This is a genomic window from Yaniella halotolerans DSM 15476 (assembly GCF_000420805.1).
In the GTDB taxonomy this organism is placed as follows: Bacteria; Actinomycetota; Actinomycetes; order Actinomycetales; family Micrococcaceae; genus Yaniella; species Yaniella halotolerans.
Genome location: NZ_ATVQ01000001.1, coordinates 1,557,603 through 1,581,832, shown reverse-complemented (window position 1 = coordinate 1,581,832; position 24,230 = coordinate 1,557,603). Strand labels below are relative to the sequence as shown.

Here is a 24,230-nt window from a genome sequence, read left to right as displayed (position 1 = left end):
AGACCAGCTTAGTCAATCTTATGCCGAAGTCTGGAAATTTCGTAGAGGGTAATTCCCGTGGCCAATGATGCGTTGAGTGATTCGAGCTCTGAAGAGATCGGAATAGAGACCAATTGGTCGATATTTTCAGAAACCAAGCGGGACAATCCAGCGCCTTCGGAACCGACCACGACACACAACGGATCGGTTGCTAATGGCAAATCATGCAGCGTTTGCTCCCCATCACCGTCAAGCCCAATGGTAAACAGGCCGGCTTTTTTGTATTCGGTCAACGCGTTGTTCAGATTGGTCACTTGTCCCACGGGCACTCGTGCTGCAGCTCCGGCCGAAGTCTTCCAAACCGTCGCGTTCACACCGACTGCCCTGCGCGAGGGGATGATGACGGCATCAGCTTGGAACGCGGATGCCGAACGCAGAATAGCGCCCAGGTTATGAGGATCAGTGATGGAATCCAGCGCAACGACCAGCGGGGGGTTCTTGCGATAGCCGTTGGTCCAGTCGGACATCAGTCCGACAACAAGATCGATACCATTTTCGTATTCGTACGGCGGAACCTGCAGGGCGATACCCTGGTGCCGTGCGTTATCAGTGATCCGGGCGAGTTGTGGTTCAGTGGCATCCAGTACAGGGATGCCGCGATCTGCCGCCATCCGGACGGAGTTTCGAATACGGTCGTCCATTTCGACGCCCACAGCTATGTACAGGGTAGAAGCTGGCACCTCTGCCTCAAGCGCTTCGACTACCGGGTTGCGGCCAGCAACAGCGTCAGTGGTTCGAGCCGGTTTTTTCTGTTTGACCGGCGGACGGTAATTCTTGTGCCAGGTACGGTCCGAGGCTTTAGGGGTCGGGCCTTTGCCGGAGAGTTTCCGACGACCTTGGCCGCCGGAACCTTTAGTTGGGCCCTTCTTACGTGAAGGTCCGCTACGACGAGGACTCATATGCTCGTCCTTTCTTTGGTAAAAACTTTTGCGGTTAGTCCGTTATGGACCAGGTAGCACCATTTGCGGCATCTTTGACAACGATGCCGGCAGCGGTCAATTGATCGCGTATGGCGTCTGCTGTTGCCCAGTCTTTTGCAGCCCGAGCTTGGGTTCGGGCTGCAATTTGAGCTTCCACAAGCTCTGCCAACGCCTGGGATGCGGCGGAGTCACCAGCTGCTGGGAGTTCGTTTGCTGAATTTAGACCCAGGACTTCCACCATGGTGTTGACTTCACGTAGGTACTGTTTCACTGGATCCAATTCTTGAGCATCAAGCGCTGAGTTGCCGGCTCGTACGGTCGCATGGAGTGCAGCCAAGGCCTCAGGCACATTGAGGTCATCCTCCATAGCGGCTACAAACGCTGGGGGCACCGTGTCGGTCCCTATCGCGTCGTCAAACATCTTGGCGGCCCGGGATTGGAATGATTCAATCCGTTCCAAAGCAGTTTGCGCCTCGTCCAGCGCAGAGGGGTGGTAGTCCAGTTGAGAACGATAGTGCGCTTGGCCCAGGAAATAACGGACCGCGCCTGGCCGCGACATCGCCAACATTTGCTCGGGCGAGACAGTGTTGCCCACGGACTTGGACATTTTCTCGCCCTCGGCCGTCACCAACCCGTTGTGCATCCAGAAATTTGCGAAATTATGGCCGGCCGCACTGGACTGCGCTAGCTCATTCTCATGATGCGGGAACCGTAGGTCTAATCCGCCGCCGTGGATGTCGAAATGGGTGCCAAGATACTTGGTGGCCATCGCGGAGCACTCGATGTGCCAGCCGGGACGCCCGTGTCCCCATGGCGAAGCCCACGCAGCGCCAGCGGGGTCGGACGTAAGTTGGGATTTCCAGAGGGTGAAGTCGCGCGGATCTTTCTTGCCGCGTGCCGGAGCATCATCGGCATCCTGCATCATATCGACCGACTGGTGCGTGAGCGCCCCATATTCCGGCCAGGAAGTGACATCAAAATAGACATCCGCAGAACCGTCGAGAGCCTGGTAGGCGTGGCCTGCGTCGATCAGCCGCTGGATCAGCGTGATCATTTCGGGAATATGGCCGGTGGCGCGAGGCTCATAGGTCGGACGACGGACACCGAGTGCCGCATAGGCTGCCGCGAAGGCGTTTTCGAAACGATATGCGAGTGCCCACCACTGTTCTTGTGCAGGATAGTCGTCGGTAGCGGCGAAGTCCGGCGCGAAGGACTCGTCTGAGCGCGACAGGATCTTGTCGTCGATGTCGGTCACGTTGCGCACCAGGGTGACCTTGTAGCCCGCGTACTCGAGCCATCGTACGAGAATGTCAAACACCACAGCGGAACGAATATGTCCCACGTGCGGCCTACCCTGCACTGTTGCGCCACAGTAGTAGACCGAGACCTCGCCCTCGTGGATTGGTGTGAAGTCCCGGATCGCACCGGCGGCAGTATCATAAAATTGTTGTCCCACGTTGCCCAATTTTAGCTCAGGACGAGCGCTCAACGACAACTTCTGATATTCGTCGATAGTGTGTCGAAGCTGATGCCCCTTCCAGGGCGTGCTCGCTGCGAGATATCTTGTCGTAAAGTGGCCTCTATTTAGTCAAATACGATAACCTCATGAAGAAAGCTTCTTGCACCCTCGGGATCGACGCGCCCAGTGCAGGTAGAACATCACCTCTAGCGCACCTTATTTTTTACGAGGAGAACCATCGTGAAGGTCAACACAACTCGCCGGAACGTATTTGCCGGCTTGGCATTGGCTGCCCTGCTTGGCACCACCGGTTGCTCTGCAGTGAACCCGCAGGCAACCACGTTCGAGTACGCACCCTCCGACGGTACTCAGACCACTATCACCGCAGAAGAAACCAGTGACACGGCCTCCACTGACGACGATTTCAATGCTCCCGGCGAGCACGTTGATTTCCTGAACATCGGTGTGATCACGGAATCAGCCGATGACATCGGCACACTGATGGGCAGCATCGACAACCAGTCGGAGAGCAGCCAGGATGTGCAGCTGCAGATCAACGACGAAACGTTCGAATTCTCCCTAGAAGCCGGTGAAATCCTCAAACTTGAGGATGAAGATATTACCATCAACGGTATCGGCACCGAACCAGGCGGTCTCGCTGAAGGCACTGCAACTGCCTTCGGTAACGACCAGGAATTCCACGTGTCGGTTTTGCCGCCAACGCTGGAAGAATACCGTGAGCTGTACCCGGGTGACCTCGACGAAGATGAACAGATTGAGCACCTCTACGACTTCCAGGGCCAGTACCACTCAGACGAGTAAGTAGTACTACGCCCAAATAACAGCTGAGGGCCTGTCCAAAACGGACAGGCCCTCAGCTGTTTCTCTATGTCTATGCTTCGAATTTATATCCGAGCCCACGGACGGTCATCAAATAACGCGGTGACGAGGGGTCGGGTTCGATCTTGGAACGCAACCGCTTGATATGGACATCTAAGGTTTTCGTGTCTCCCACATACCCTGGACCCCATACTCGGTCGATGAGCTGACCGCGGGTCATCACGCGTCCAGAGTTTCGTAACAGCATTTCTAATAAGTCGAACTCTTTGAGCGGCATGGTGATGTCTGTGCCATCAACGGTGACGACGTGGCGTTCCACATCCATGCGTACCGGTCCTGCCGCAACGGTATCGGGAATGAGTTCATCGGCGTCAGCATTGCGTCGCAGCACAGCACGAATTCGGGCAATGAGTTCACGGGCAGAATATGGTTTGGTCACGTAGTCGTCTGCTCCGAGTTCAAGACCAACCACCTTATCGACTTCACCGTCCTTGGCGGTCAGCATGATGACCGGCACCTGAGATTCTTGCCGAATCTCTCGAATAACATCTGTTCCCGGTTGCCCCGGGAGCATCAAGTCCAGCAGCACCAAATCAGCGCCGTTGCGGTCAAATTCTTCCACGGCTTCTAGACCATCATCAACGACGGTAACCTCATATCCTTCCCGTTGTAACAAGTACGCGAGCGGGTCAGAAATTGACGGTTCGTCTTCAACGACAAGAATCCGAGTCATCAGTGTTGTCCTTTTCCTTCTACAGAGGTGTGTCTATGTGAATCATGTTTCACACTGTTCGTATTTGGTTCGGTGCCCTCAGTGGTTGCTTCGTGCGCTTGGGGGTCGAGTTCCGGCAGTCGGATGATAAACGTCGAGCCCTCTCCCACGGTTGATTCCACCATGATTTCGCCGCCGTGATTGGAGACCGTATGTTTGACGATGCTCAGGCCAAGACCGGTACCACCGGTAGCGCGTGAGCGGGCTGAGTCGACACGATAGAAGCGCTCGAAGATGCGTTCTCTGTCGTCATCAGCAATCCCTGCGCCCTGGTCTCCCACCGCGATCAGTACGACGTCTTCGTCCTTGGTCACTTCAACCCACACGGTGGAGCCATCGGGTGAATACGTCACGGCGTTGTCAATGAGGTTGCGGATCGCCGTCATTAGTTGGTCGTAGTCGCCATAGACCGACAGGGCTTCCGGTTGGCGATTGTGGATGGCAATATCTCGCGAGGATGCTTCGGTCCGCACCCGGTCGATAGCTTCGGAGACCAAACCGGTGATTTCCAGTGGCTCGGCGGTCTCAACAATGTCACGACCCTGCAGTCGCGACAGCGAAATCACATCTTGGACCAGAGCCGAGAGCCGTACGGATTCGATCGATAAACGGTTAGCGAAATGTCGGACGGCCTCGGGATCGTCGGCCGCGTCCTCAATGGCTTCGGCTAGCAGGCTCATGGCGCCCACCGGGGTCTTCAATTCATGCGATACGTTGGCAACGAAGTCATGCCTGATGGCTTCTGTCCGGTGTTGTTGGGACCGGTCTTCAGCCATGATCACGATGAATTGGTCGCCGATAGCGGCTGCACGCAGGTGCACGAGCCAGTGCCCTTCGGCTGCGGCCACCGCTGGTAGTTCGAAGCGATAGTCGTAGAGCTGTCCGGCGGTACGCACCCTGGAGGTGAGTTCCGTGAGCTGTTTATGCCCCAGCTGGTTACCTCTGACGAGCCCAAAAGCGTAAGCGGTCGGGTTTGCTCGAACAACCGTATCTGCGACGTCAACAATCACGTAGGCTTGGCCCACAACGGCCAAAACATCTAGGGCACCTTCGGGAATGGTTTGCTCATGGTCTGCTAGTCGTTCAATTCTTGAACGCGACGAGAGACGGAAGGCGACCATAGCGCCCACCGTGACGATCACACCGGCCAGCCCAAAGAGGACGGCTACCGAAACAAGACTTTCCACAATTCACAGAGTACCCATACTTTGTACATCGAGTTGACCCTTTTTCGTCATTTAGGCGCTAATACATGTATTTGTCCGGCAGAATTCACCACTCGTTTACTTTGCTTGGAGACAGTGGACACCGTCGGGCAGGATAATTGGCCTGCAATCGTTCAATGTATCTACGAGGATTTAAATTTATGCGAAAACTCTTTATGGCCGAGATGGAGGCCGTAGGTGACCAGTTGGTCGAAATGGCCACCCTGGTCAATCGAGCTATGAAGCAAGCGCGAGTAGCCATGGAATCCCAGGATCTGGGTTTGGCTGAAACAGTCATTACCCAAGATGCTCGAATCGATTACCTACAAAATGCACTCGATGAACGAACCATTGAACTGCTGCTGCTCCAAAACCCTGTCGCCACGGATCTTCGCCTGTTGATCGCCGCACTGCGGGTGTCGTCGTCGATGGAACGCATGGGCGATCTGGCACGACATACAGCCGCATTGACTCGACTGCGTCACCCTCAGCCGCTTGTGCCAGAACCCTGCCAGCCCGAGATGCAAGAAATGGCTGAGCTGGTCGTCCAGATCGGTGAGCATTTGCAGCAGCTCATGACGGAGTACGATCTGACCCACGGACGGGCCATCGTTAAGCTCAACAACGACGTCGATATTCTGCATTCAAAGGTTCTGACTTCGGTAACCGATGGCACCTGGGATATCTCTGCAACTCAAGCGCAGGATCTCACACTGCTGGTCATGCGGCTTGAACGGTTTGGTGACCATGCGGTATCGATTAGCCGCAAGATCGCGTATCTGGTCACCGGCGAGTGGGAGCCACCCGTTATCGCGTAGTTCCTGTCCCGTAGTTATACAGCGAACATCCCCCACCAGGCCGCTTGCCACTGTGCGGCAGTTTGGTGGGTTTCAACATGCGTTTCTCCGGTCGCACTGCCGACGGTGCTCACCGGGGAAATCCCGTGCAGTGTATTCGAAAACCACACCGGGTATTCTCCGGAGGCCAGCTCTTGAATGGTCACCAAACGGGTGGTCACCTCAATATTGTGTGACCGCGCGTGGTTGGCGATACGTTGCGCGGAAATCGAAGCAAGCTGCTTGGTCGCCTGACATAACACCAGGTGCTCTGGTGCGAGCCAGACGAGCAGCGCGCCGGTGGTGGTCTCATGGACGTTGGTGCCGTCATGCAAGACGACATCATCGGCTGGTGCTTCGTGCATCAGTCCGCGCATCAGGCCAATATCCGGTCCTTTGACCGTAGGCCTGGTGCGCGGGTCGGTGTAGTCCGGTATCCATAAACTCGTTGTTTGACGCGGTTCTGGGGCGGGCCGTACCAGCAGCACGATGCGCCAAGACCCTTCGTGTGCTTCCATACTGATCCGCGGAAACAGCTCCACCCCGGGATGGACAGTGGAGATGTCCGTCAGCTTCTGTTGCAACGCGTCCTGGAGTTTTTGCGCGGTGATGTCTTGCCGCAGCGCAGGATTCGGGTTCTGCTGTGCAATGCCTGCCATAAACCGTTGCACGTGGTCTGCAAGCCCCCAGATGGCGCCGTTCTGCACCCGCCAGGAGTCGGCCACGAGTATCTCAGTGGTTTTGGGCTGCGTTATGGCCACAAAACCGTTGTCCTGCCAGCCAAAGTACTGTGGAAACTCGGTCAAAGCTGCTCCGCGATACTGTCCATCAGGGCTCGAGCCTTCAAGTGTTTTTCTTGTTCTTCCGCCACAGGGTCGGAGTCCACCACGACTGCACCTCCAGCCCCGATGCTTAACTCGTCGCCGTTGATGACGACTGTCCGGATCACTACGTTGAGTTCAGCCGTATTGTGGTGTCCAATCCATCCCATGGCCCCGGAATAGATGCCTCGGGGCCCGGCTTCCAGCACATCGAGTGTTTCCAAGCTGATGTGCTTGGGCGCACCGGTCATGGACCCGCCTGGAAATACTGCTTTCAACGCGTCGACTGCTGAAGTCTCTGGGAGTAGCTGTCCGGTCACGGTGGTCACCAGTTGATGCACCGTCGCAAACGATTCCACGGCCATCAGTTTCGGCACCTGTACGCTTGCCGGAACGGTAACGGCGGCAAGATCGTCGCGTAACAGGTCGGTAATCATCAAGTTTTCGGATTGTATTTTTGCATCGGCGGCCATGCGTTGCGCAATCTCAGCATCTCTTGTGGGGTCGGCGCTACGCGCCACGGTTCCTTTGATCGGTTTGGATTCAACCGTCCCGGCGGCATCGATGCTGAGATATTTTTCTGGTGAAGCCGAGAGCACTTCGAGGCTATCCCCGAAGGTGTTGAAACGCAGGTAACCCGCATACGGGGCGGGATTCTTCGACCGCAAACGGCGGTATAGGGCCAACCCATCAATTCCGTGGGTGCTCATGCTGAAAGTATCGGTCAGGCAGACGCCGGCGGCTGTTCCTGCATGGAGTAACTTTTGGATACGGCCCACACGGTCCTCATACTCCGTTGCGGAAAGCCGCCATTGTCCTGTGATTTCCGTCCGCTCTAGCGCTTCGGGCTCGGTAGGCGGCCCGAAAACCAATGCGGCTTCCAGCGTATCGAGCAGCGCCGGGTCCTGATACGCGACCAGCGTTGTGGATTGGTCGCGGTGATCGTACCGGAGAAAGGCTTGCGGTTGGATCCAGTAGGCATCCGGGGTCGGTGCTTCCCAACGATTCTGGTGGCCTGCAACGGTGGCCTGTTTTGCTTCGTAGCCGAGATACCCAACCCAGCCACCGGTGTATCCGTCGAAGTCGAGTACGGTCGCCGGTTCCCACAGGTGTGCTTCAAGATAGTCAAAGACATCGGCGGTCAGGTGCTGCAAGCTGTCCCCGGTGAGCACATCGAGTTCGTTCGTCCTGACGTTCCAGCGAAGTGTTTGTGTCAGTTCGCCAGCGTTGGTGCCCATCACCGTCAAGCGGCCTTGGCCCCGATCAGCCGAGGCGGAGTCGAGCCAGAAAGCCGCCGACGTGTCATCTTGCAGTGCGGCAAAAGTGGCGACTGTGTCGAGTTCGCCGCGGAGCGTTCGGGTATAGACCTCATAGCGACGACGGTCTGGGGTTTTGACGGCAGCGGGTTCCGCCTCGGTGGCGTCGTGGGATGCGAGGCCTAAGAAATTTTGGATGATGGTGTGCCCTGCCGGTGATTGCAGAGCGGCCGGATCCCCGTGGAGGCCCCAGTGGTTGGTGCCGTTTACACGAAACGCTAGGACAGCATCGTTGTCATCGCTTGCGTGAATAGTGAAGCGTTCTGGGTCCATCCTGTGCAGACGCCACGCGTGGTAGCTAATGAGCTCGACGGGATCCGGCAGACCCGCAAAGAGTTCGCAACCGGTGTGCTGATGCTCCACGGGCTGCCCATAGACCGGTTGTGCGCTGGTGGTTGCGGTATGTCCATAGCAATCTGCAAGCTGCTGATAGCCTGCCCCAATGGCCAGCACCGGAAGATGCGGCACCTCGTGGAGCGGCTGTAGTTCATCGGCGGCAGTGCCGTGGCCCAGGACCACGTGCGTGTAGTCATGTAGGTCGACGACACGCAGCTCGGCGGCGGTGACAAGGCGCACCGCCCCGAGCTGATGCGTGAGGATTCGGGTCGTGAACCCGTGATTATCAACGACGAGTATCATGCAGGGTTTTCACGACAACCGGAGTTATTTGCCTTGCGCAGCAACGGCTGCGGCACCGGCAGCAGCTGCATCTGGGTCAAGGAACCGGGCTGGTCCTGCTGCTTTCATATCTGCGCCGAGTTCGTAAGCGAAGGGAACACCCGTGGGTAGGTTGAGTTCGGCGATGTCGTCGTCCGAGATACCTTCAAGGTGTTTGACAAGTGCGCGTAGTGAATTACCGTGTGCCACAACCAGGACAGTCTTGCCCGCGGCCAGCTGTGGAACGATGTTGTCGTACCAGTAAGGCACCAGCCGAGTGACGACGTCTTGGAGGCATTCAGTACGCGGAATGTCTTCGCCAAGCTGGGCGTAGCGTTCATCGCGGTACTGCGAGAATTCGTGATCGTCGGAGAGCGCCGGCGGTGGGGTGTCATAGGAACGACGCCAGGTCATGAATTTTTCGTCGCCGTGTTCCTCGCGAATTTCAGCCTTATTCATACCCTGAAGCGCACCGTAATGGCGTTCGTTGAGGCGCCAGCTGCGATGCGTTGGAACCCATTGGCGGTCTGCCGTTTCCAACGCTAGGTTCGCGGTGCTGATGGCGCGGCGCAGCAGTGAGGTGAAGACGACGTCGGGCAGTAGGTTTTCGTCTTTCAATAGTTGACCAGCGTGAGCGGCTTCAGTGCGTCCCTTATCGGTCAGCGGGACATCGACCCAACCGGTGAATTGATTGAGTTCATTCCATGTAGATTGTCCGTGGCGCAGTAAGACCAGTTTCGATGATGTAGACATGACGATAACTTTACCTGGTCGTTAGGCCCACAGCTCGAATTGACGTTTCGGCCCCGCCAAGTAGACGCCCGCCGCCACGATAGCTGCAAGTCCGAACAGCCCCATCCGGCCACCCATGAAGATGGTGAGTGCTGCGGAACCCAACCCAAAGATCAGTGCACCCCCGAGGATGAGCAACCAGGTTGGTTTGGTCTGATTCGTATGGGCTTCAAAGACACCGGCGGGACGGCGAGCCGCATCGGCCATCGCCCAAATCACCATGCCGGCGCCCACCAATGCCAGGCCTGCCTGCAGCCCATATTCGATCATCACAACGATTCGCAGAAAATTCATAAGATGAGTCTAGTGGGTGGCACTAGGCTAATGGGAGCATACGGTGAGAAAGGTTGTGTCGTGACGGGATTATTTGTGGTGTTTGAAGGCGCCGATGGGACGGGAAAGTCGACCCAGGTGGCCGCGGTAGCCAACGCTTTGCGTGAGATCGGGCATGATGTCGTGGTCACTCGCGAGCCAGGCGGATCAGATGTTGCTGAAACATTGCGCGCCCTGGTGCTTGATCCTGCCACCCATATTGACGACATGACCGAAACGCTGATCTTCGCGGCTGCGCGTGCCGATCACGTGGCCAAAACGATTCTGCCGGCCCTAAACGCGGGCAAGGTGGTCGTCTCAGATCGCTTCGTGGGGTCGTCCATCGCGTATCAAAGCGCTGGGCGTGGTCTTCGTCAAGATGCTGTCATCGAGATTAATGATTACGCCACCGGTGGGTTGCACCCGGATCTCACCGTGGTGTTGGACCTTGATGCATCAGTTGCCGGTGCGCGGCGTGATGATCGCGGTGAGATGATTGATCGAATGGAGTCTGCCCCTGATGGTTTTCAGGATGCGGTGCGTGCGTCATTTCTAACCCAGGTCGAGGCAGCACCAGACCGTCATCTGCTTATACCTGCAGCCCAGGCTCCTAAAACTATTACCGCACAGATTTTGACCCATCTTGAAACTAACTACGGAGTGAAGCTGTAATGGCGAATCCAGTCTGGCATTCTTTGGCCGGCCAGCATGCGGTCATCCAACAGCTTTCGCACCCGGAAACGATGACCTCCCCGACCCATGCATGGTTGTTTACTGGTCCACCAGGATCGGGACGTTCCATGGCAGCCCGTGCCTTTGCGCAAACCTTGCAGTGCGAACAACAAGAAATCTCCCAGCGCGGGTGTGGCACCTGCCAGGCGTGTGTCACCATTGCTGCTGGAACTCACGCCGACGTCAATATTGTGACCACCGAAAAGGTGCAGTACGCAATCGATGATGTCCGTGAGCTTGTTTCAGACGCCCACGATCGCCCCTCAACGGGACGCTGGCGCATAATTATTATCGAAGATGCCGATCGCATGACGGAACGCGCCACCAATGTGCTACTCAAAGCCATCGAGGAGCCACCCGAACGCACCATCTGGATGCTTTCGGCCCCGTCCCCCGCCGACGTGCTGGTCACGATCCGCTCCCGCACCCGGCACATCAACTTAGTCATTCCGGCAGTCGAAGATGTCGCGCAGCTGCTGGTCGGCCGAGACGGTATCGAAGCTGAGTTGGCACACACCTGTGCTCGCGCTTCGCAGTCCCACGTCGGGGTTGCCCGCTGGTTGGCCCGCTCCCCCGAAGCTCGTGAGCGTCGCGACATGATCGTCAATCTCCCCATGACCGTGAGTTCGGCGTCGGCTGCAGTGGAGTCGGCCGATAATCTCCATAAGCTGGTGCAAGATGAAGCCGAAGCTTCCTCATCGGATCGCAATGCGGCCGAGCGGTCGAGCTTATTGCGCTCGCTTGGGCTAACCGAGGACGATACCGTTCCGCCTAAACTGCGCGTACACTTCCGTCGGTTGGAAGATAATCAAACCGCTCGCAACCGGCGCGCGATTCACGATGCACTGGACCGAGCCATGATCGATTTATCCGGCGTCTACCGCGATCTCCTCGTCCTGCACTTATCCCAGGACACGCAACTCATTAATGAACATCTACGGCCGCACCTCACGGAGTACAGTGCCAAGGTGTCTGCAGAGCACTGTCTGAGCAGCCTCGAAGCTATCAATACAGCACGCCGACGACTGGCAGGCAATGTCCCACCGTTGCTTGCTCTAGAAGCCATGTTGCTGGCCTTTATTCCTCGAACTCGTCGACACGCTCCCTTATAACCACGCAAAGGAACTTGATGCCTACCACTATCCGAATCTTGGCTGCCGCTGGGACCGTCGCAGCACTGGCGCTCACGTCCTGCGCATCTGGAGAGCCTGAACCATCGCCGAGCAACCAAGCGCAGTCGGCGCCAGATGGGTTAGAGACGTTCTACGAACAGACCATTGCGTGGGAAACGTGCGACGATAATGCCGATTTTGAATGCGGCTCTGTTGAAGTTCCGATGGACTATGAGAACCCGGACGATGAGAGCATCGATATTCATCTGACCAGGGATGCCGAAACAGCAGACCAGCCACCTATGTTGGTGAACCCCGGCGGGCCAGGTTCCTCGGGTATCGCCTTTGTCCAAGACAGCCTGGGTTTTGTTTTTTCTGAGGACCTCTTAGAAAACACCTCTCCCATTGGGTTTGATCCACGCGGTGTTGGCGTTTCGGAGCCCATTCAATGTGAGACTGATGAAGAATTTGATGCATCCCGCGAGATAGTCCATGACCCCTCGACACAGGAAGGTTGGGACGCGACGGTTGAAGAAAACAAAGCCTACGCCCAGCAGTGCCTAGAGCGTTCTGGGGAAATAGTTGGCTTCGTGGACACTGCTTCTGCGGCCAAGGACATGGATGTCATTCGTTCCGCACTGGGCGCACCGCAGCTCGACTATTTCGGTATCTCGTACGGAACGAAACTCGGTGCGACATATGCCGAGTTGTTCCCGGAGCAGGTCGGCAAATTTGTGTTGGACTCTGTTCTGCCGCCTAGTGCCGAAACGTTTGAGGTTTCCAAAGCCCAATCTGCGGGCTTTGAACAGTCCCTCCAAGCGTGGGCGCAATGGTGTGCTGACAGCTCAGACTGCAACATCGGTCAGGATGGCGATGCAGAATCAGTCATGACCACGGTCACTGATTTCCTCGCCCAGGTTGAAGAAGAACCGCTCACGTACCCGGAGGGCCGCACCCAACCGGTATCTGATCTTTTCTTCGGCATCGTACTGCCGTTGTATTCCCAAGACAGCTGGGAGATGTTGGCGCTGGCGTTCGAACAAGCACTCGAGGATGACTACGCCAACTCCGACTACCGCCCACTGTTCCTGTACTTCGCGGATACGTACCACGGGCGGGATGACTCCGGAGAATATAGCAACGACACCGCGGCGTTTAATGCCATCAACTGTTTAGACTACACGGGCGAAGAGAAACCCTTCGAACAAGCAGAACAGGAAGCTGAAGAACTTACGGAACAAGCCCCGATCTTTGGCAAATATCTTTCGTATTCTGCAGGTTGTAATGGATGGCCGGTAGATCCCAGCGATACGGTTGAAGACACCGACGCTGAAGGTTCTGACACCATCGTGGTCACCGGCCTGACCTCGGATCCGGCTACACCAATTCATTTTTCACACGAGCTGGCTGATGAACTCGACAACAGTGTGCATATCACCGTTGAGGGCGAAGGCCATGGCGCATATTCCAAGGAAAATGAATGTATCGTCGACGCGATCGACGGTTATATCCTGAACGATGAGCTCCCAGATGACGACATGGTATGTGAGTAAACATGAACAATTTTGACCAATACATGTCACACTCGCTATGATCTCTTATCGGACCACATCGCATACGATGTCGTTCGCGCCGACTTAGCTCAGCTGGTAGAGCAGCTCCCTCGTAAAGAGCAGGTCACCGGTTCAAATCCGGTAGTCGGCTCCATCCACTTGAAGAGGGAATGCCCCGGTTCTGCGCACTTTGCACGAACCGGGGCTTTTTTCTTCTTAGGACTCTGCTGGGGTTTCCTCTGAAACCTCAGCTACAGTTTCTTCACTCGGCACCGGACGCGATCCACGAATGAAGAACGCTCCTATGATGCCTAGCACGGCGACTAACCCGGCTACGAGGAAGGCAATATTGACTCCGTGAATCAGACCTTCTGTCCCATGTGTGGCGGGGTCGAGTGCGGTTCCAGTCATGACTGTTACTAAGACCGCGGTTCCAACCGAAGCTGCGACCTGGCGCATCGTGTTGTTCAGCGCGCTGCCGTGTGGGATGAGCCTCTGCGGCAGCTCGTTGAGCGCAGCCGTAGTGACCGGCATGATGACCATGGCAGTCCCGAACATCCGAATTGAGTTGAAGACCGCAAGATAAGCAAATGACGTTGTCGATGTTAGTGCCGTCAAAAATAGGGTTCCGACAGCAAGCAGCCCAAAACCGACAATCGCTAGCCATTTGGCCCCGTAGCGATCAAAGACTCGTCCCGTTACCGGTGACATAATGCCCATAATCGCGGCACCGGGTAACAACATCAGCCCAGATTCCGTGGCGGTATAGCCGGCCATTGTTTGCATGTAGACCGGGAGCATGAGCATTCCACCGATCATCGCGATAAATACTGCCATGCCCAGCACGGTATTCAGGGTAAACATAGGGTTCTTCAAAATGCGTAGTTCCAACATTGGCTCTTCCAATATCAGTTGACGCCAAATAAAGAGGACCAGGGTCACGAGGCCAAGGCTGAGTGGCACGAGTACTTCATAGCTCAACCAACCGGTATTGCCTGCGTTCCCAAAGCCGAAGAGCATTCCACCGAAGGCTAGGGAGGACAGTACGATCGACAGCGAGTCCAGGCGTGGGTTCGTCCGTTCGGTGACGTTATGAAGAATAAAGTAGGCGATGATCATGTCGATAATGGCAATCGGCAGCATCATCAAAAAGAGCGTTTGCCACGGAAAATGCTCGACGATCCAACCGGACAGCGTTGGCCCGATCGCTGGAGCGAAGGAGATCACCAGGCCGAAGGTTCCCATGGCTTGGCCGCGTTTGTCTCTTGGGAAAATGGCGAACAGGATGGTCTGCATCAGCGGCATAATGATCCCGCCACCGGCAGCCTGAACAAAGCGGCCAGCAAGCAGAACCGCATAGGTCGGCGCCAGAGTGGCAAGCACTGTCCCGAGGGTGAACAACCCCATCGCAGCAAAAAAGAGACTGCGCGTCGTAAATTTCTGGATCAAGAACGCCGTAACCGGAATCATGATGCCGTTGACCAGCATAAACATGGTGGTAACCCACTGCGCGGAATTCGCAGTAATGCCAAAATCTTCCATGAGTGCTGGAAGTGCCGTGTTCATCAGGGTCTGATTGAGAATGACAACGAAGGCGCCGGAAACGAGTACCGCAAGCACGACGTTGCGGTTAATTGGCTTCCTGCGCGGTGAATCGTCTTTCTTTACTTTTGTCCGCTCATAATAGGCCTCGTTGTACCGACCTTCCACGATCGGAATCGAACCGGTAATGTCACTTGCCACTCGCTGTCATCTCTCCTTCACTTCTGCCGCCATGAAAAACTCTGTCCTCGGTGCTACGAAGTAGCACCAACGGCCCCATCGCTAAACAGGTCCATGTCTTCAAAACGCTTGAACGCCATATCGATCAGTTCATAGAGCGGCCTGTCGCCCTCGGCCACCCAGTGGCGCATTGCCACACGAATAATGCTCACCGCCGTCGCGGCTAACAGCTCAGGCACCAAATCTTGATCAATGTCAGTGTCCATGCGTTCAGCAAGTGCTACTGCAAATGTGCGTTCCGCATTAGCGATCTTTCCCAGCTGGTGAGCCATCAACGAGGGATGGTCTTGAGTTAGACGCTGCCGGGCAAGAAGCCGATCACGGTCTGGCGGGATAGATCCGTAATAATCGCTCGTGATAATAGCGTGATGCAACGCTCGCATCGGGGATTCCTCAGCGGGCCGTTCCAATAACAGGGCTCGCACCTGTGTCGCACCTTCGGCAGCTTCCGTCACCAACGCATCTTCTTTGCTGGCGAAGTAATTGAAAAATGTTCTTGGTGAAACACCAGCGTTGTGCGCAATGAGTTCAACGGTAAGGCTTTCCAAGCCGTCTTCCAGCGCCAGGTCTAATGCAGCATCTCTGATTGCTCGTCGTGTTTCGAGCTTCTTTTGCTCACGCCGCCCCAGGAACGCATCTTCTTGAAAAACCATAGAAGACGAGCCTAAACCAAAACTTGCACGCTGTGCAAGTTTTTCGTATACGAACTTCACTTGCGGTATGCCCGTAGTGATAGGCGACACCGTGTTCTATGCGTGGAATCATTCGCCCTTTGGACGCGCCGCCTTCCAACGCCAATAGGCCAAAACAGTCATCACCAACACGATGGCCCAACTGACCGCAACGGTTGTACCGGTGAAGATGTTCGGATTCGAAATCAATGCACCGACGGCCACCAACGAAAGTTGACCCGGTATCACGGCAAGTGCGCTTCCGATGAGAAAGTCACGTTGGCCCACACCGAAAGCCCCGCTCCCGTAGTTCACCGGCCAATACGGAAAACCCGGTAAGAGACGCAAGACAACAATGGCCTCTAATCCGGCTTGATCAAGATGTCGCTCAACTGTTCTTGCTCGCGTCCCAAGCATTTTGACCGTCACTTGGCGGCCCAGGCCTCGTGCCAACCAGTAACCACCCCAGCAGCCGAGAAGGACACCGATTACCGACAGCACAGTGCCGTCAATAACGCCGAATAACAGACCTGCGGTCACCGCCATAACCGTGACGGGAATGGGCGTCATCGCAACCAACGCGTAAATTCCAATGAACACCAGCCAGGCTGCCCAGCCCCAGGAGTCAATCATGTCGCGCAGTCGATCTGCCGATGGCAATTCAACGTTAAACAGCAGCCACAGGAAAATAAACAACACGACAACTAGAACCGTGTTACGGACTATCAGCGCCCAGTCGAATCGGTCTTGCTCAGGATCGTGCTGAGCCGCTGCTGATTCGTCACATTCTGGGGACATAGTCCCACTGTAGACCCCTTCAAAGCCCTGGTCACCCGTGGACTGTATGCGACTGACCGTCCAACCGCATTATCGTTTCATGAGGTCCTTGGCAGCTGTAACTGACTCCAGTACTTTTTCTGCACGTCTGCCAACGGATAGCACATTGGCTTGCCCACGCTTGTACATGGCAACAGCTTGTGCCGTGGCAGCTAGATCATTGGCCGCACGCGACATCATACGATGCACTTCGTCAGCGCCAGCTGGAACATTCAGCTCTTGCTCGCCATAACGCTGACGTGCCGCAGCACAAATTGTACGTACCGTGGCCAGCGCGTCGACTAGAGCGTTGCCAGCATTGACCAAGCCGTTATATTCCTCTTGGGTAACTGCACTTGTACGTTCGGACTCAACGACTTGCCAATATCGGTCGAGCGACCGCGCAAAACGATCATGGGCTTGGCGCCACAAAAGGTTGCCAAGCTCTGCATCGAGTTTCTTTGCCTCGCGACGGCGCGCAAACGGACCTGGTTTCATCATCACTTAGTGTCTCACATCGTCAGGACAATTTTTCCAACCCGGTCAGACTCGGAAAAACGCTCGTACGCCTCTGCGGTCTGGCTAAGCTGAAAAGTCTGCGCGATCAGCGGGTCGATCGTCCCGTCAACAAAGTGTGGCCAGATATGCTCCACCAGTCCACTCAGGATTTCACCCTTCTCCTCAGCGGAACGCGGGCGCAGGAGATTACCGGTCAGAACAGCCTGTTTAGTCATCATGCGTAGAAAGTTAATAGGCCCCTTAATCCCACCTTGCGTGCCAATAACCACCCAACGCCCACCATGGGCTAACGCACGCATATTCTCTTCTGAATATTCGCCAGCGATTATGTCCAGAATGATGTCGGCGCCGTGACCATCGGTGATCTCCTCAATCCGCTCGACGAAGTCCTCGGTGCGATAGTTGATGCCCTGTGCGCCCAGGAATTGAGAGTATTCGACCTTGGCATCGGAACCTGCCGTAGCTATCGGATATCCACCCATGGCTTTGACCATCTGGATTGCCATGGTGCCGATCCCGCCGGAGCCGCCGTGAATGAGCACGTGATCCCCCGCCTGAAATGCCGCGGTCATAAAGACGTTAAACCACACTGTTGCCGCTGTTTCGACAATGCCAGCGGCTTCATAAAGATCTAACTGGTCCGGGACTGGAATCACTTGGCGTGCATCGACAGCTACATATTCAGCGTAGCCACCTCCACCCAGCAGTGCGCAGACTCGGTCACCTACGTGCCAATTACTTACCCCCTCACCGAGTGCCGCGACTGTGCCAGCTATCTCCAACCCAGGGATATCCGTCGCACCCTCCGGAACGTTATAGCCTCCCACTCGCTGCAACAGATCCGCATTGTTAACCCCGGCGGCCTCGACCTTGATCAGGACTTCTCCCGCCTCTGGCTTGGGTACCTCATGACTCACCACATGAATATCGGCCGGCTCAGCTTTAGAAGCCTTCTCACTTCCGGGCTGCGGTATAAAGCGGACTGCTTGCATTTGTGAAGGTAATGACATGCTTTTCATCCTCGCCAGTAGCCCTGAAAGACGTCAATACGTGACCATCTAGCGGCTGAGACACTCACGATTATGTACCTGACCCCTAGAACAGGTACAATAAATCCTCGTCTGGATGGTTGTCCGAGCGGCCGAAGGAGCTGGTCTTGAAAACCAGAGGGCGGCAACCCCGTCCCGGGGGTTCAAATCCCCCACCATCCGCCACATCACTCGGGTGAGAACTTTGCAGAAACTGCTGTTCTCACCCGAGTTTTTCTGTTTTACATCAGATTTGCTCGTGACTCCACAATGGCGACCAAACACTAGCCCTCGATTTGCTCTTCTCGGCAGTGGCACCATTCGCATGTTCCAGTTAATTGCTCAACAACCAAGCACGAACGTCGGATCGAACCTCGACCCAGAGTGGTCCTCGCCCACAGAAAGTGATGGCCTTTCACTTGTCAGGTCCCCGATAAATACACGAAACCAAGCCCCCTAGTCGCAGAAGGAACTATCCGTGCTTACCCTGTATTCTCAGACCGTAACGCATTGTTCTTTGAAGGCATAATTGTGGGCGCATGTCAAGTGTCATCTTGACGCACTATCCGAGCTTCGATCACACGCGGAATCCAACTGACGAATCAGCCCGCATTCTCCGAAATGCCAACAGCGACAAGGGCAACAGTACGCCAGCCTTTTGGTATGACAACAGATACTGCCTCTACAAATCGTGCGTTTAACGATCTCGAGCAAGCCCAAGAAATGTGAGTCGTCGTAGCGCTATAACGACCTCATCGTGACAGTTCAACTGTACAAATCCCCCAAGCTCGTTAGGCTGAAATAGGGTCAAGCCACTAGCACGTCCGGCTCAGAGCACGACGGCGATAGACACGAGAATTCGGCCACCAGACCCCTCTTTCTACGCGGGAGAGATGCCAATTTTCACGTCACTTGACGAGATTTTTGACTGCATCAACACGCAACTGCCGTGATGCGTTTTATTTTGCGCTGCAGACCTTGGATTTGACCGCACGAGGACTTGTGGAGGTTTATCGCGGCTATATCGCCGCTGAACTAGAACATCATCAACACCGATACCTGGAGGATCACTTTTTGACGACTGATACAACACCAAATTTGATAGGGGCGCCCCCGAAAAAACGAACGGGCGGAATAGTCATTACAGTTTCGACGCTGCTGGCATTCTCGTACGGGTTACAGATGTATGCGGTCGTGCCTGCTTACCCGACGCTAACTACCGAGTTTGGTCTCAGTTATTCTCAAGTCGGGTTGATGGTTTCACTCTGGTTCCTTGGCTACGCCATTGCGCACATACCTGCTGGCTTCGCAGCAGCCGCTTGGGGCCTCAAGAAAGTAGCCGTCTGGGGCGGTTTTATCACTGCCGCATCGAGCGCACTTATCGCGCTGTCGAGCAGTTACGGACTGATGCTCTCAGCGCGGTTCGTCGGCGGGGTCGGCATGTCTCTCATCGTTGCGTCTGTCTTCCCGCTGGGCGCATATTGGTCCAAACCTGAAAACGGGAAACTCGTAGCGGGCATCCTGAATGGCCTCGGGCTCACCGGCGGCTCAGCCATCGGCTTGTATGTCTGAACGTTCCTAATGGAAGCCTACGGTTGGCGCGCCAGTTTATGGATGGCCGCCGGCCTTGGACTCATTATTGCTCTCGCTGGTGCCGCATTAATTCAGATTCCGGGGCAAATGGACGAGCTTGAAGGAGACGAGTTTAGCTGGTCCGCTACTGTCAAACTCCTCAAATCGAAGACACTGTGGGGCATCGGAATAGTAAGTGTCGCTGCCTACGGCGCATTCTTTACTGTGTCACAGCTTGCTCCAGGCTACGCAGAATCAGAACATGGCTTTAGCGGCTCGAATGCTAGCCTCTTAGGCTTGGTCATGCTCTTAATTGGTATCCCCGGCTCGATCCTGGGCGGTATTTGGGCTGATCGGGCAAAGAAGTTCTTGTCCACCCTCTGGATTCCAGCAGCCCTCATCGTCGCCTTACTGGCTTTGATCCCAGTAGCCAACAGCATCATGCTGTGGGTCATCCTCAGCGCAATCGGACTCTTTGGCATGATGTATCTGTCGCCTGCCAGTGTTTCCCCCTCGGAATACCCCGACCAAGTCTCGAGCAAGGATTTCGCCACTGCACTAGGGCTTGTCCTAACCCTCGGAAACCTCGGAGCTGTGGTGTTCCCGTATGTTTACACGCTCGGAACCGAACTTGGCAGCTCTGACCTCGGCTGGTGGATGATTGCCGCCCTGTCCGCACTAAGCGTTCTCGGTGTCCGTATGGCACGCGAACCCAGGACCCCTCAAAGCGAGGGGCAACCAGCCAGCGACCCAGTGCGTTCAAAAATAACGGCTGCATCTCGCTATCAAAGGTAGAAAAATCGACTTGCCACTAGGGCGTGACTCGAGAACCTCTTCGAGTCACGCCCTTTGGCGTTACGTCCTCCCCACATCGCGCACTAACGCCAACGCTGCTGCACGACTGCCGAGATAGACTAGAGAAGTCATGACTACATCATCCGGTGACACCGTATTGGACCGCGTGCTGCGCATCCTGTCTGCTTTCGACGCAAACCGCCGCCAACTCAGCGTGACTGACCTGGCCCACCTAGCAGATATCCCGCAAGCAACGGCTTACCGGCTAGTCGCAAAACTTTCGAACGAAGATATCCTGACGCGCTATCCAGACGGCACAATCGGACTGGGCATGCGACTCTGGGAATTAGCCGCCCGTTCTTCGCCAGCGGTCAGCCTACGGACGGCTGCGATGCCATTCCTCGACGACGTCCAAGCTATTTTCCGTCAGCACACACAGCTATCGGTGCTCGATGACCACGAGGTTCTGGTAGTGGAGCGCCTGTCGTCCAGAAACTCGGTGGTCAACCAGGCAACGGTCGCCACTCGGATGCCTATACATACTGTGTCAATGGGATTAGTGCAGTTGGCGTTCCAACCGCCCCACGTGATTGACGAATATTTCCTGGCCCACCCTAAGGCTGCTGAAATGACCTACCCATCCTCTGGTCACATCACCAAGACGTTGGCGCAAATTCGCCAAGAAGGCTTCGCCATGCTGGATGGCATGCTCGACGACGGCACCACCGGCGCCGCGGTGCCGGTCTTCAACACGTTGCGGGGTAAGAATCGCACCGCAATCGCCGCCATTTCGGTGGTCATCCCCGAAGATTTTGAGCAGCGCGGCGCAGTCATACCAGTGTTGATGGCCGCGTCCCGCGGACTCTCACGCGCACTGCACCCACTCCCCGACGTCGAGTAATTCTCATTGAGTGAGAATGTAGTGGCGCAGAACACGACATATGCCACACACTGTTAGAGACACCATCTAGTAATTGACGCGACAGGAGTTTTCGTGAGCACTCAAGCAGAATCCACCCAGGTGGGTATTGTCGGCGGCGGCCCAGCCGGACTGATGTTATCGCATCTGCTGTCACGTGCAGGTATCGACAACATTGTGTTGGAATCCCGAGACTACGAAACCATCAAGAACACCCATCGCGCAGGCATTCTTGAAACCGGTGCGGTACAAATGTTGACCGACTACGGCGTCGACTCTCGCGTACGAGAGATAGGCTACGAGCACGAGGGTATTGATCTACGGTTTGATGGTGAATCACATCGCATCAACTTCAAAGAACTCATTGATGCCTCCGTATGGCTGTACCCACAAAACGAAGTCTTCGTGGATCTTGCGGCAGCCCGTACACGCGACAAGGGCGATGTTCGATACGAACACACCGTAACGGATCTGAGCGACGTCGAATCGGATACCCCGAAAATTCACTACACCGATGCTGATGGTCAGCCCGGAGTAATCGAAGCAGAACTTATTGTCGGCACCGACGGTTCACGCTCATTCTGCCGGCGTGCTATCCCATCTGAAACTCGTGTTGAGCACAAGATTGAATACCCCTTCGCATGGTTCGGCATCCTAACCGAAGCACCCCCGAGCGCCGAAGAACTCATTTATGCCAACTCCCCTCGGGGTTTCGCACTCATTTCGCAGCGCAACGAGACGGTACAGCGCCATTACTTCCAGTGTGATCCAGACGAGAATCCAGATGACTGGACCGAGGACGAAATTTGGGCCGAGCTGCAAGCCCGCGTTGATGGCCCCGATGGTTTCCAACTCAAACGAGGCCCAATCTTTGAAAAAACTGTGCTGAAATTTCGGTCCTTCGTGGCAGAACCCATGCGCTGGGGCAATCTATTCTTGGCCGGGGATGCCGGGCATACAGTGCCACCCACCGGGGCGAAAGGCCTCAACCTCGCTTTTGCCGATGTAAAAGTGCTCTTCGCGGCGCTCGAGCAATTCTTCAAGACCGGCGACTCCACCGGCATCGACAATTATTCTGAAACAGCCCTCAAGCGTGTCTGGAAAGCCCAGAACTTCTCATACTGGATGACCAGCATGCTCCACACCCGCAAAGACGCAAGTTCCTTTGAAACCCGCCGTGCCATTGGCGAGCTACACACGGTAGTGGGCTCCAAATACGGGCGTCAATATCTTGCCGAATCATACTGCGGCTGGCCGCACGAATAACCCGACCGACACGACGAAAGGATGGCGAAGTGACCTCTACGAATAGTCCAAAACTCGACCCGTTGGCCACAGCCGACTCTCAGGAGACCCTCAGCTCCGAAATCCAAGACATTAGCACCACCTATGAGCAGAGCGTGCAAGCCGATCCCAAGCGGGAAGAGACCCAACCGCGACTGAACTATCCGCCATACCGGTCATCGCTGCTGCGGCACCCAACAAAGGATCTGCACCACACGGACCCCGAAACAATCGAGTTATACTCACCCGCATTTGGCCACCGAGACGTCCACCAGTTGGAATCGAACCTCACCATTCAACACAATGGTGAACCGATCGGCGAGCGCATCGTCATTCGTGGACGCGTACTCGATGGCAACGGCCGCCCGGTACGAAACCAACTCATTGAGGTATGGCAGGCCAACGCTGCAGGTCGGTATATTCACAAACGTGACCAGCACCCGGCCCCGATCGATCCGAACTTTTCAGGTGTCGGCCGCGCGATCACCGGTGACGACGGAACCTACGAGTTCACCACCATCAAGCCGGCTCCATACCCGTGGAAAAACCACCACAACGCTTGGCGTCCAGCACACGTGCACTTCTCACTCTTCGGCACGGACTTCACACAGCGCATGATCACCCAGATGTACTTCCCCGGCGATCCGCTGTTTGCGCTGGATCCGATTTACCAGTCGATCACCGACCAAAAGGCACGCGACCGCCTGGTTGCAACCTACGATCACTCAATCACCAGCCACGAATGGAACACCGGGTACCGCTGGGACATCGTTTTGACCGGCTCGCAGCAAACCCCGATGGAGGACGAAGACCATGACCACTAATGATCTGACCCCAACACCGGGCCAAACTATTGGCCCCTTTTTCGGCTACTTTAATGCTGCCGAACAAGTCCACCTGCCATTTGAGAATGGCGACAATCTGGTCCCCCCGGGGGATGACCGAGCGATCCAACTGATCGGTACCGTCTATGACGGCGAAGGCACTCCAATCCCGGATGCGATGATCGAAATCTGGCAGGCCGATGAACATGGCAACATCCCCAACCAAGATGGTTCACTCATCCGTGACCCATTTGCGTTCACCGGCTGGGGCCGTGCGACCACCGATAATGTGGGCACTTACCGGTTCACCACAGTTCAGCCGGGCGCTACCGATGAGGGCAAAGCCCCGTTCATCCACGTCGTCGTCTTTGCCCGCGGTCTGTTGAATAAACTGCACACCCGCGCCTATATTCCAGAGAACAAGGGCTTGGCAAACGACGCGACACTCTCGGCACTGGGCGATCGCGCAGAAACCTTGATTGCCAAGCGTGACGGTAAACGCTTGCTGTTCGACATCCACCTGCAGGGCAACAACGAAACCGTGTTTTTCAGTTACCCCGGTATGGATTACCCGAAACCGTAGGTTTTACTTTCGATACCCGCTCGTTGATTCGGGCGGGTATCGTTATGTCTGACCCCGATCAAAGGAACACT

At 55.8% G+C, this 24,230-nt stretch carries 22 protein-coding genes, 2 tRNA genes and 1 pseudogene; 12 read left to right on the top strand and 13 right to left on the bottom strand.

Features of this window, described 5'->3' with window-relative positions; translation table 11 throughout:
- Nucleotides 1-8: 8 nt before the first annotated feature.
- Both rlmB and cysS read right to left on the bottom strand, forming a co-directional pair.
- Nucleotides 9-938 (bottom strand): 23S rRNA (guanosine(2251)-2'-O)-methyltransferase RlmB, encoded by a 930-nt coding sequence (gene rlmB / locus G583_RS0107555; protein WP_022870578.1) that lies wholly within the window; start codon nucleotides 936-938, stop codon nucleotides 9-11.
- 34 nt (nucleotides 939-972) lie between these two features.
- Nucleotides 973-2,415, bottom strand: a complete 1,443-nt coding sequence (gene cysS / locus G583_RS0107550) for a cysteine--tRNA ligase (RefSeq protein WP_029629366.1) — start codon at nucleotides 2,413-2,415, stop codon at nucleotides 973-975.
- 243 nt (nucleotides 2,416-2,658) lie between these two features.
- On the opposite strand from cysS, the gene G583_RS0107545 reads away from it, so the two are divergent.
- Nucleotides 2,659-3,240: a hypothetical protein gene (locus G583_RS0107545; RefSeq protein ID WP_022870576.1), complete on the top strand. Its 582-nt coding sequence runs from the start codon at nucleotides 2,659-2,661 to the stop codon at nucleotides 3,238-3,240.
- Between the two features lie 70 nt (nucleotides 3,241-3,310).
- Here the strand turns inward: G583_RS0107545 and G583_RS0107540 are convergent, their stop codons facing one another.
- Together G583_RS0107540 and G583_RS14975 are read right to left on the bottom strand one after the other, a co-directional pair.
- Nucleotides 3,311-3,991, bottom strand: a complete 681-nt coding sequence (locus G583_RS0107540) for a response regulator transcription factor (RefSeq protein WP_022870575.1) — start codon at nucleotides 3,989-3,991, stop codon at nucleotides 3,311-3,313.
- Nucleotides 3,991-5,217 (bottom strand): sensor histidine kinase, encoded by a 1,227-nt coding sequence (locus G583_RS14975; protein ID WP_022870574.1) that lies wholly within the window; start codon nucleotides 5,215-5,217, stop codon nucleotides 3,991-3,993. The genes G583_RS0107540 and G583_RS14975 overlap by 1 nt, the downstream gene beginning before the upstream one ends.
- A 179-nt stretch (nucleotides 5,218-5,396) precedes the next feature.
- On the opposite strand from G583_RS14975, the gene phoU reads away from it, so the two are divergent.
- On the top strand, nucleotides 5,397-6,053 hold the full coding sequence (gene phoU, locus G583_RS0107530; protein ID WP_022870573.1) for a phosphate signaling complex protein PhoU: 657 nt from the start codon (nucleotides 5,397-5,399) through the stop codon (nucleotides 6,051-6,053).
- A 14-nt stretch (nucleotides 6,054-6,067) separates the two neighbouring features.
- Here phoU and G583_RS16335 read toward each other — a convergent pair whose 3' ends face one another.
- From G583_RS16335 to G583_RS14965, 4 genes are read right to left on the bottom strand one after another with little or no spacing between them, the layout of a single operon-like run.
- Nucleotides 6,068-6,877, bottom strand: coding sequence for an aminotransferase class IV (locus tag G583_RS16335; RefSeq protein ID WP_022870572.1), 810 nt, complete (start codon nucleotides 6,875-6,877; stop codon nucleotides 6,068-6,070).
- The gene (locus G583_RS0107520; RefSeq protein ID WP_022870571.1) at nucleotides 6,874-8,847 is read right to left on the bottom strand and encodes a chorismate-binding protein; all 1,974 of its coding nucleotides are present in this window, start codon (nucleotides 8,845-8,847) and stop codon (nucleotides 6,874-6,876) included. Before G583_RS0107520 ends, G583_RS16335 begins: the two co-directional genes overlap by 4 nt.
- 24 nt (nucleotides 8,848-8,871) lie before the next feature.
- Nucleotides 8,872-9,618, bottom strand: coding sequence for a phosphoglyceromutase (locus tag G583_RS0107515; RefSeq protein ID WP_022870570.1), 747 nt, complete (start codon nucleotides 9,616-9,618; stop codon nucleotides 8,872-8,874).
- 21 nt (nucleotides 9,619-9,639) lie between these two features.
- Complete coding sequence (locus G583_RS14965; RefSeq protein ID WP_022870569.1) at nucleotides 9,640-9,951, bottom strand: DUF2516 family protein; 312 nt, start codon at nucleotides 9,949-9,951, stop codon at nucleotides 9,640-9,642.
- Nucleotides 9,952-10,011: 60 nt separating this feature from the next.
- Between G583_RS14965 and tmk the strand changes: the two genes are divergently transcribed.
- From tmk to G583_RS0107490, 4 genes are all read left to right on the top strand, one after another.
- A complete protein-coding gene (tmk, locus tag G583_RS14960) occupies nucleotides 10,012-10,641 on the top strand; it encodes a dTMP kinase (protein WP_022870568.1) in 630 nt (209 codons plus the stop codon).
- Nucleotides 10,641-11,813, top strand: coding sequence for a DNA polymerase III subunit delta' (locus tag G583_RS0107500; protein WP_022870567.1), 1,173 nt, complete (start codon nucleotides 10,641-10,643; stop codon nucleotides 11,811-11,813). The genes tmk and G583_RS0107500 overlap by 1 nt, the downstream gene beginning before the upstream one ends.
- Nucleotides 11,814-11,830: 17 nt before the next feature.
- On the top strand, nucleotides 11,831-13,366 hold the full coding sequence (locus tag G583_RS0107495) for an alpha/beta hydrolase (protein WP_022870566.1): 1,536 nt from the start codon (nucleotides 11,831-11,833) through the stop codon (nucleotides 13,364-13,366).
- Between the two features lie 78 nt (nucleotides 13,367-13,444).
- A tRNA-Thr gene (locus tag G583_RS0107490) sits at nucleotides 13,445-13,520 on the top strand.
- A 62-nt stretch (nucleotides 13,521-13,582) separates the two neighbouring features.
- Here the strand turns inward: G583_RS0107490 and G583_RS14955 are convergent.
- From G583_RS14955 to G583_RS0107465, 5 genes are all read right to left on the bottom strand, one after another.
- Nucleotides 13,583-15,109, bottom strand: a complete 1,527-nt coding sequence (locus tag G583_RS14955) for an MDR family MFS transporter (RefSeq protein WP_022870565.1) — start codon at nucleotides 15,107-15,109, stop codon at nucleotides 13,583-13,585.
- A gap of 53 nt (nucleotides 15,110-15,162) precedes the next feature.
- Nucleotides 15,163-15,801, bottom strand: a complete 639-nt coding sequence (locus G583_RS14950) for a TetR/AcrR family transcriptional regulator (protein WP_051129672.1) — start codon at nucleotides 15,799-15,801, stop codon at nucleotides 15,163-15,165.
- A gap of 108 nt (nucleotides 15,802-15,909) precedes the next feature.
- Entirely contained in the window at nucleotides 15,910-16,617 is a 708-nt protein-coding gene (locus tag G583_RS0107475) for a TVP38/TMEM64 family protein (RefSeq protein ID WP_022870563.1), read from the bottom strand.
- 69 nt (nucleotides 16,618-16,686) lie between these two features.
- Nucleotides 16,687-17,136: a hypothetical protein gene (locus G583_RS0107470; RefSeq protein ID WP_022870562.1), complete on the bottom strand. Its 450-nt coding sequence runs from the start codon at nucleotides 17,134-17,136 to the stop codon at nucleotides 16,687-16,689.
- An 11-nt stretch (nucleotides 17,137-17,147) separates the two neighbouring features.
- The gene (locus tag G583_RS0107465; protein WP_022870561.1) at nucleotides 17,148-18,164 is read right to left on the bottom strand and encodes an NAD(P)H-quinone oxidoreductase; all 1,017 of its coding nucleotides are present in this window, start codon (nucleotides 18,162-18,164) and stop codon (nucleotides 17,148-17,150) included.
- 113 nt (nucleotides 18,165-18,277) lie between these two features.
- On the opposite strand from G583_RS0107465, the gene G583_RS0107460 reads away from it, so the two are divergent.
- From G583_RS0107460 to pcaG, 6 genes and pseudogenes are all read left to right on the top strand, one after another.
- A tRNA-Ser gene (locus G583_RS0107460) sits at nucleotides 18,278-18,368 on the top strand.
- An 816-nt stretch (nucleotides 18,369-19,184) separates the two neighbouring features.
- Nucleotides 19,185-20,549: pseudogene (locus G583_RS16325) on the top strand (MFS transporter).
- 130 nt (nucleotides 20,550-20,679) lie between these two features.
- The gene (locus tag G583_RS0107450) at nucleotides 20,680-21,450 is read left to right on the top strand and encodes an IclR family transcriptional regulator (protein ID WP_022870560.1); all 771 of its coding nucleotides are present in this window, start codon (nucleotides 20,680-20,682) and stop codon (nucleotides 21,448-21,450) included.
- A gap of 93 nt (nucleotides 21,451-21,543) precedes the next feature.
- On the top strand, nucleotides 21,544-22,734 hold the full coding sequence (locus G583_RS0107445) for a 4-hydroxybenzoate 3-monooxygenase (RefSeq protein WP_022870559.1): 1,191 nt from the start codon (nucleotides 21,544-21,546) through the stop codon (nucleotides 22,732-22,734).
- A 29-nt stretch (nucleotides 22,735-22,763) separates the two neighbouring features.
- Nucleotides 22,764-23,576: a protocatechuate 3,4-dioxygenase subunit beta gene (pcaH, locus tag G583_RS0107440; RefSeq protein ID WP_022870558.1), complete on the top strand. Its 813-nt coding sequence runs from the start codon at nucleotides 22,764-22,766 to the stop codon at nucleotides 23,574-23,576.
- On the top strand, nucleotides 23,566-24,159 hold the full coding sequence (gene pcaG / locus G583_RS0107435) for a protocatechuate 3,4-dioxygenase subunit alpha (protein WP_022870557.1): 594 nt from the start codon (nucleotides 23,566-23,568) through the stop codon (nucleotides 24,157-24,159). The genes pcaH and pcaG overlap by 11 nt, the downstream gene beginning before the upstream one ends.
- The last annotated feature ends 71 nt before the right edge of the window (nucleotides 24,160-24,230 follow it).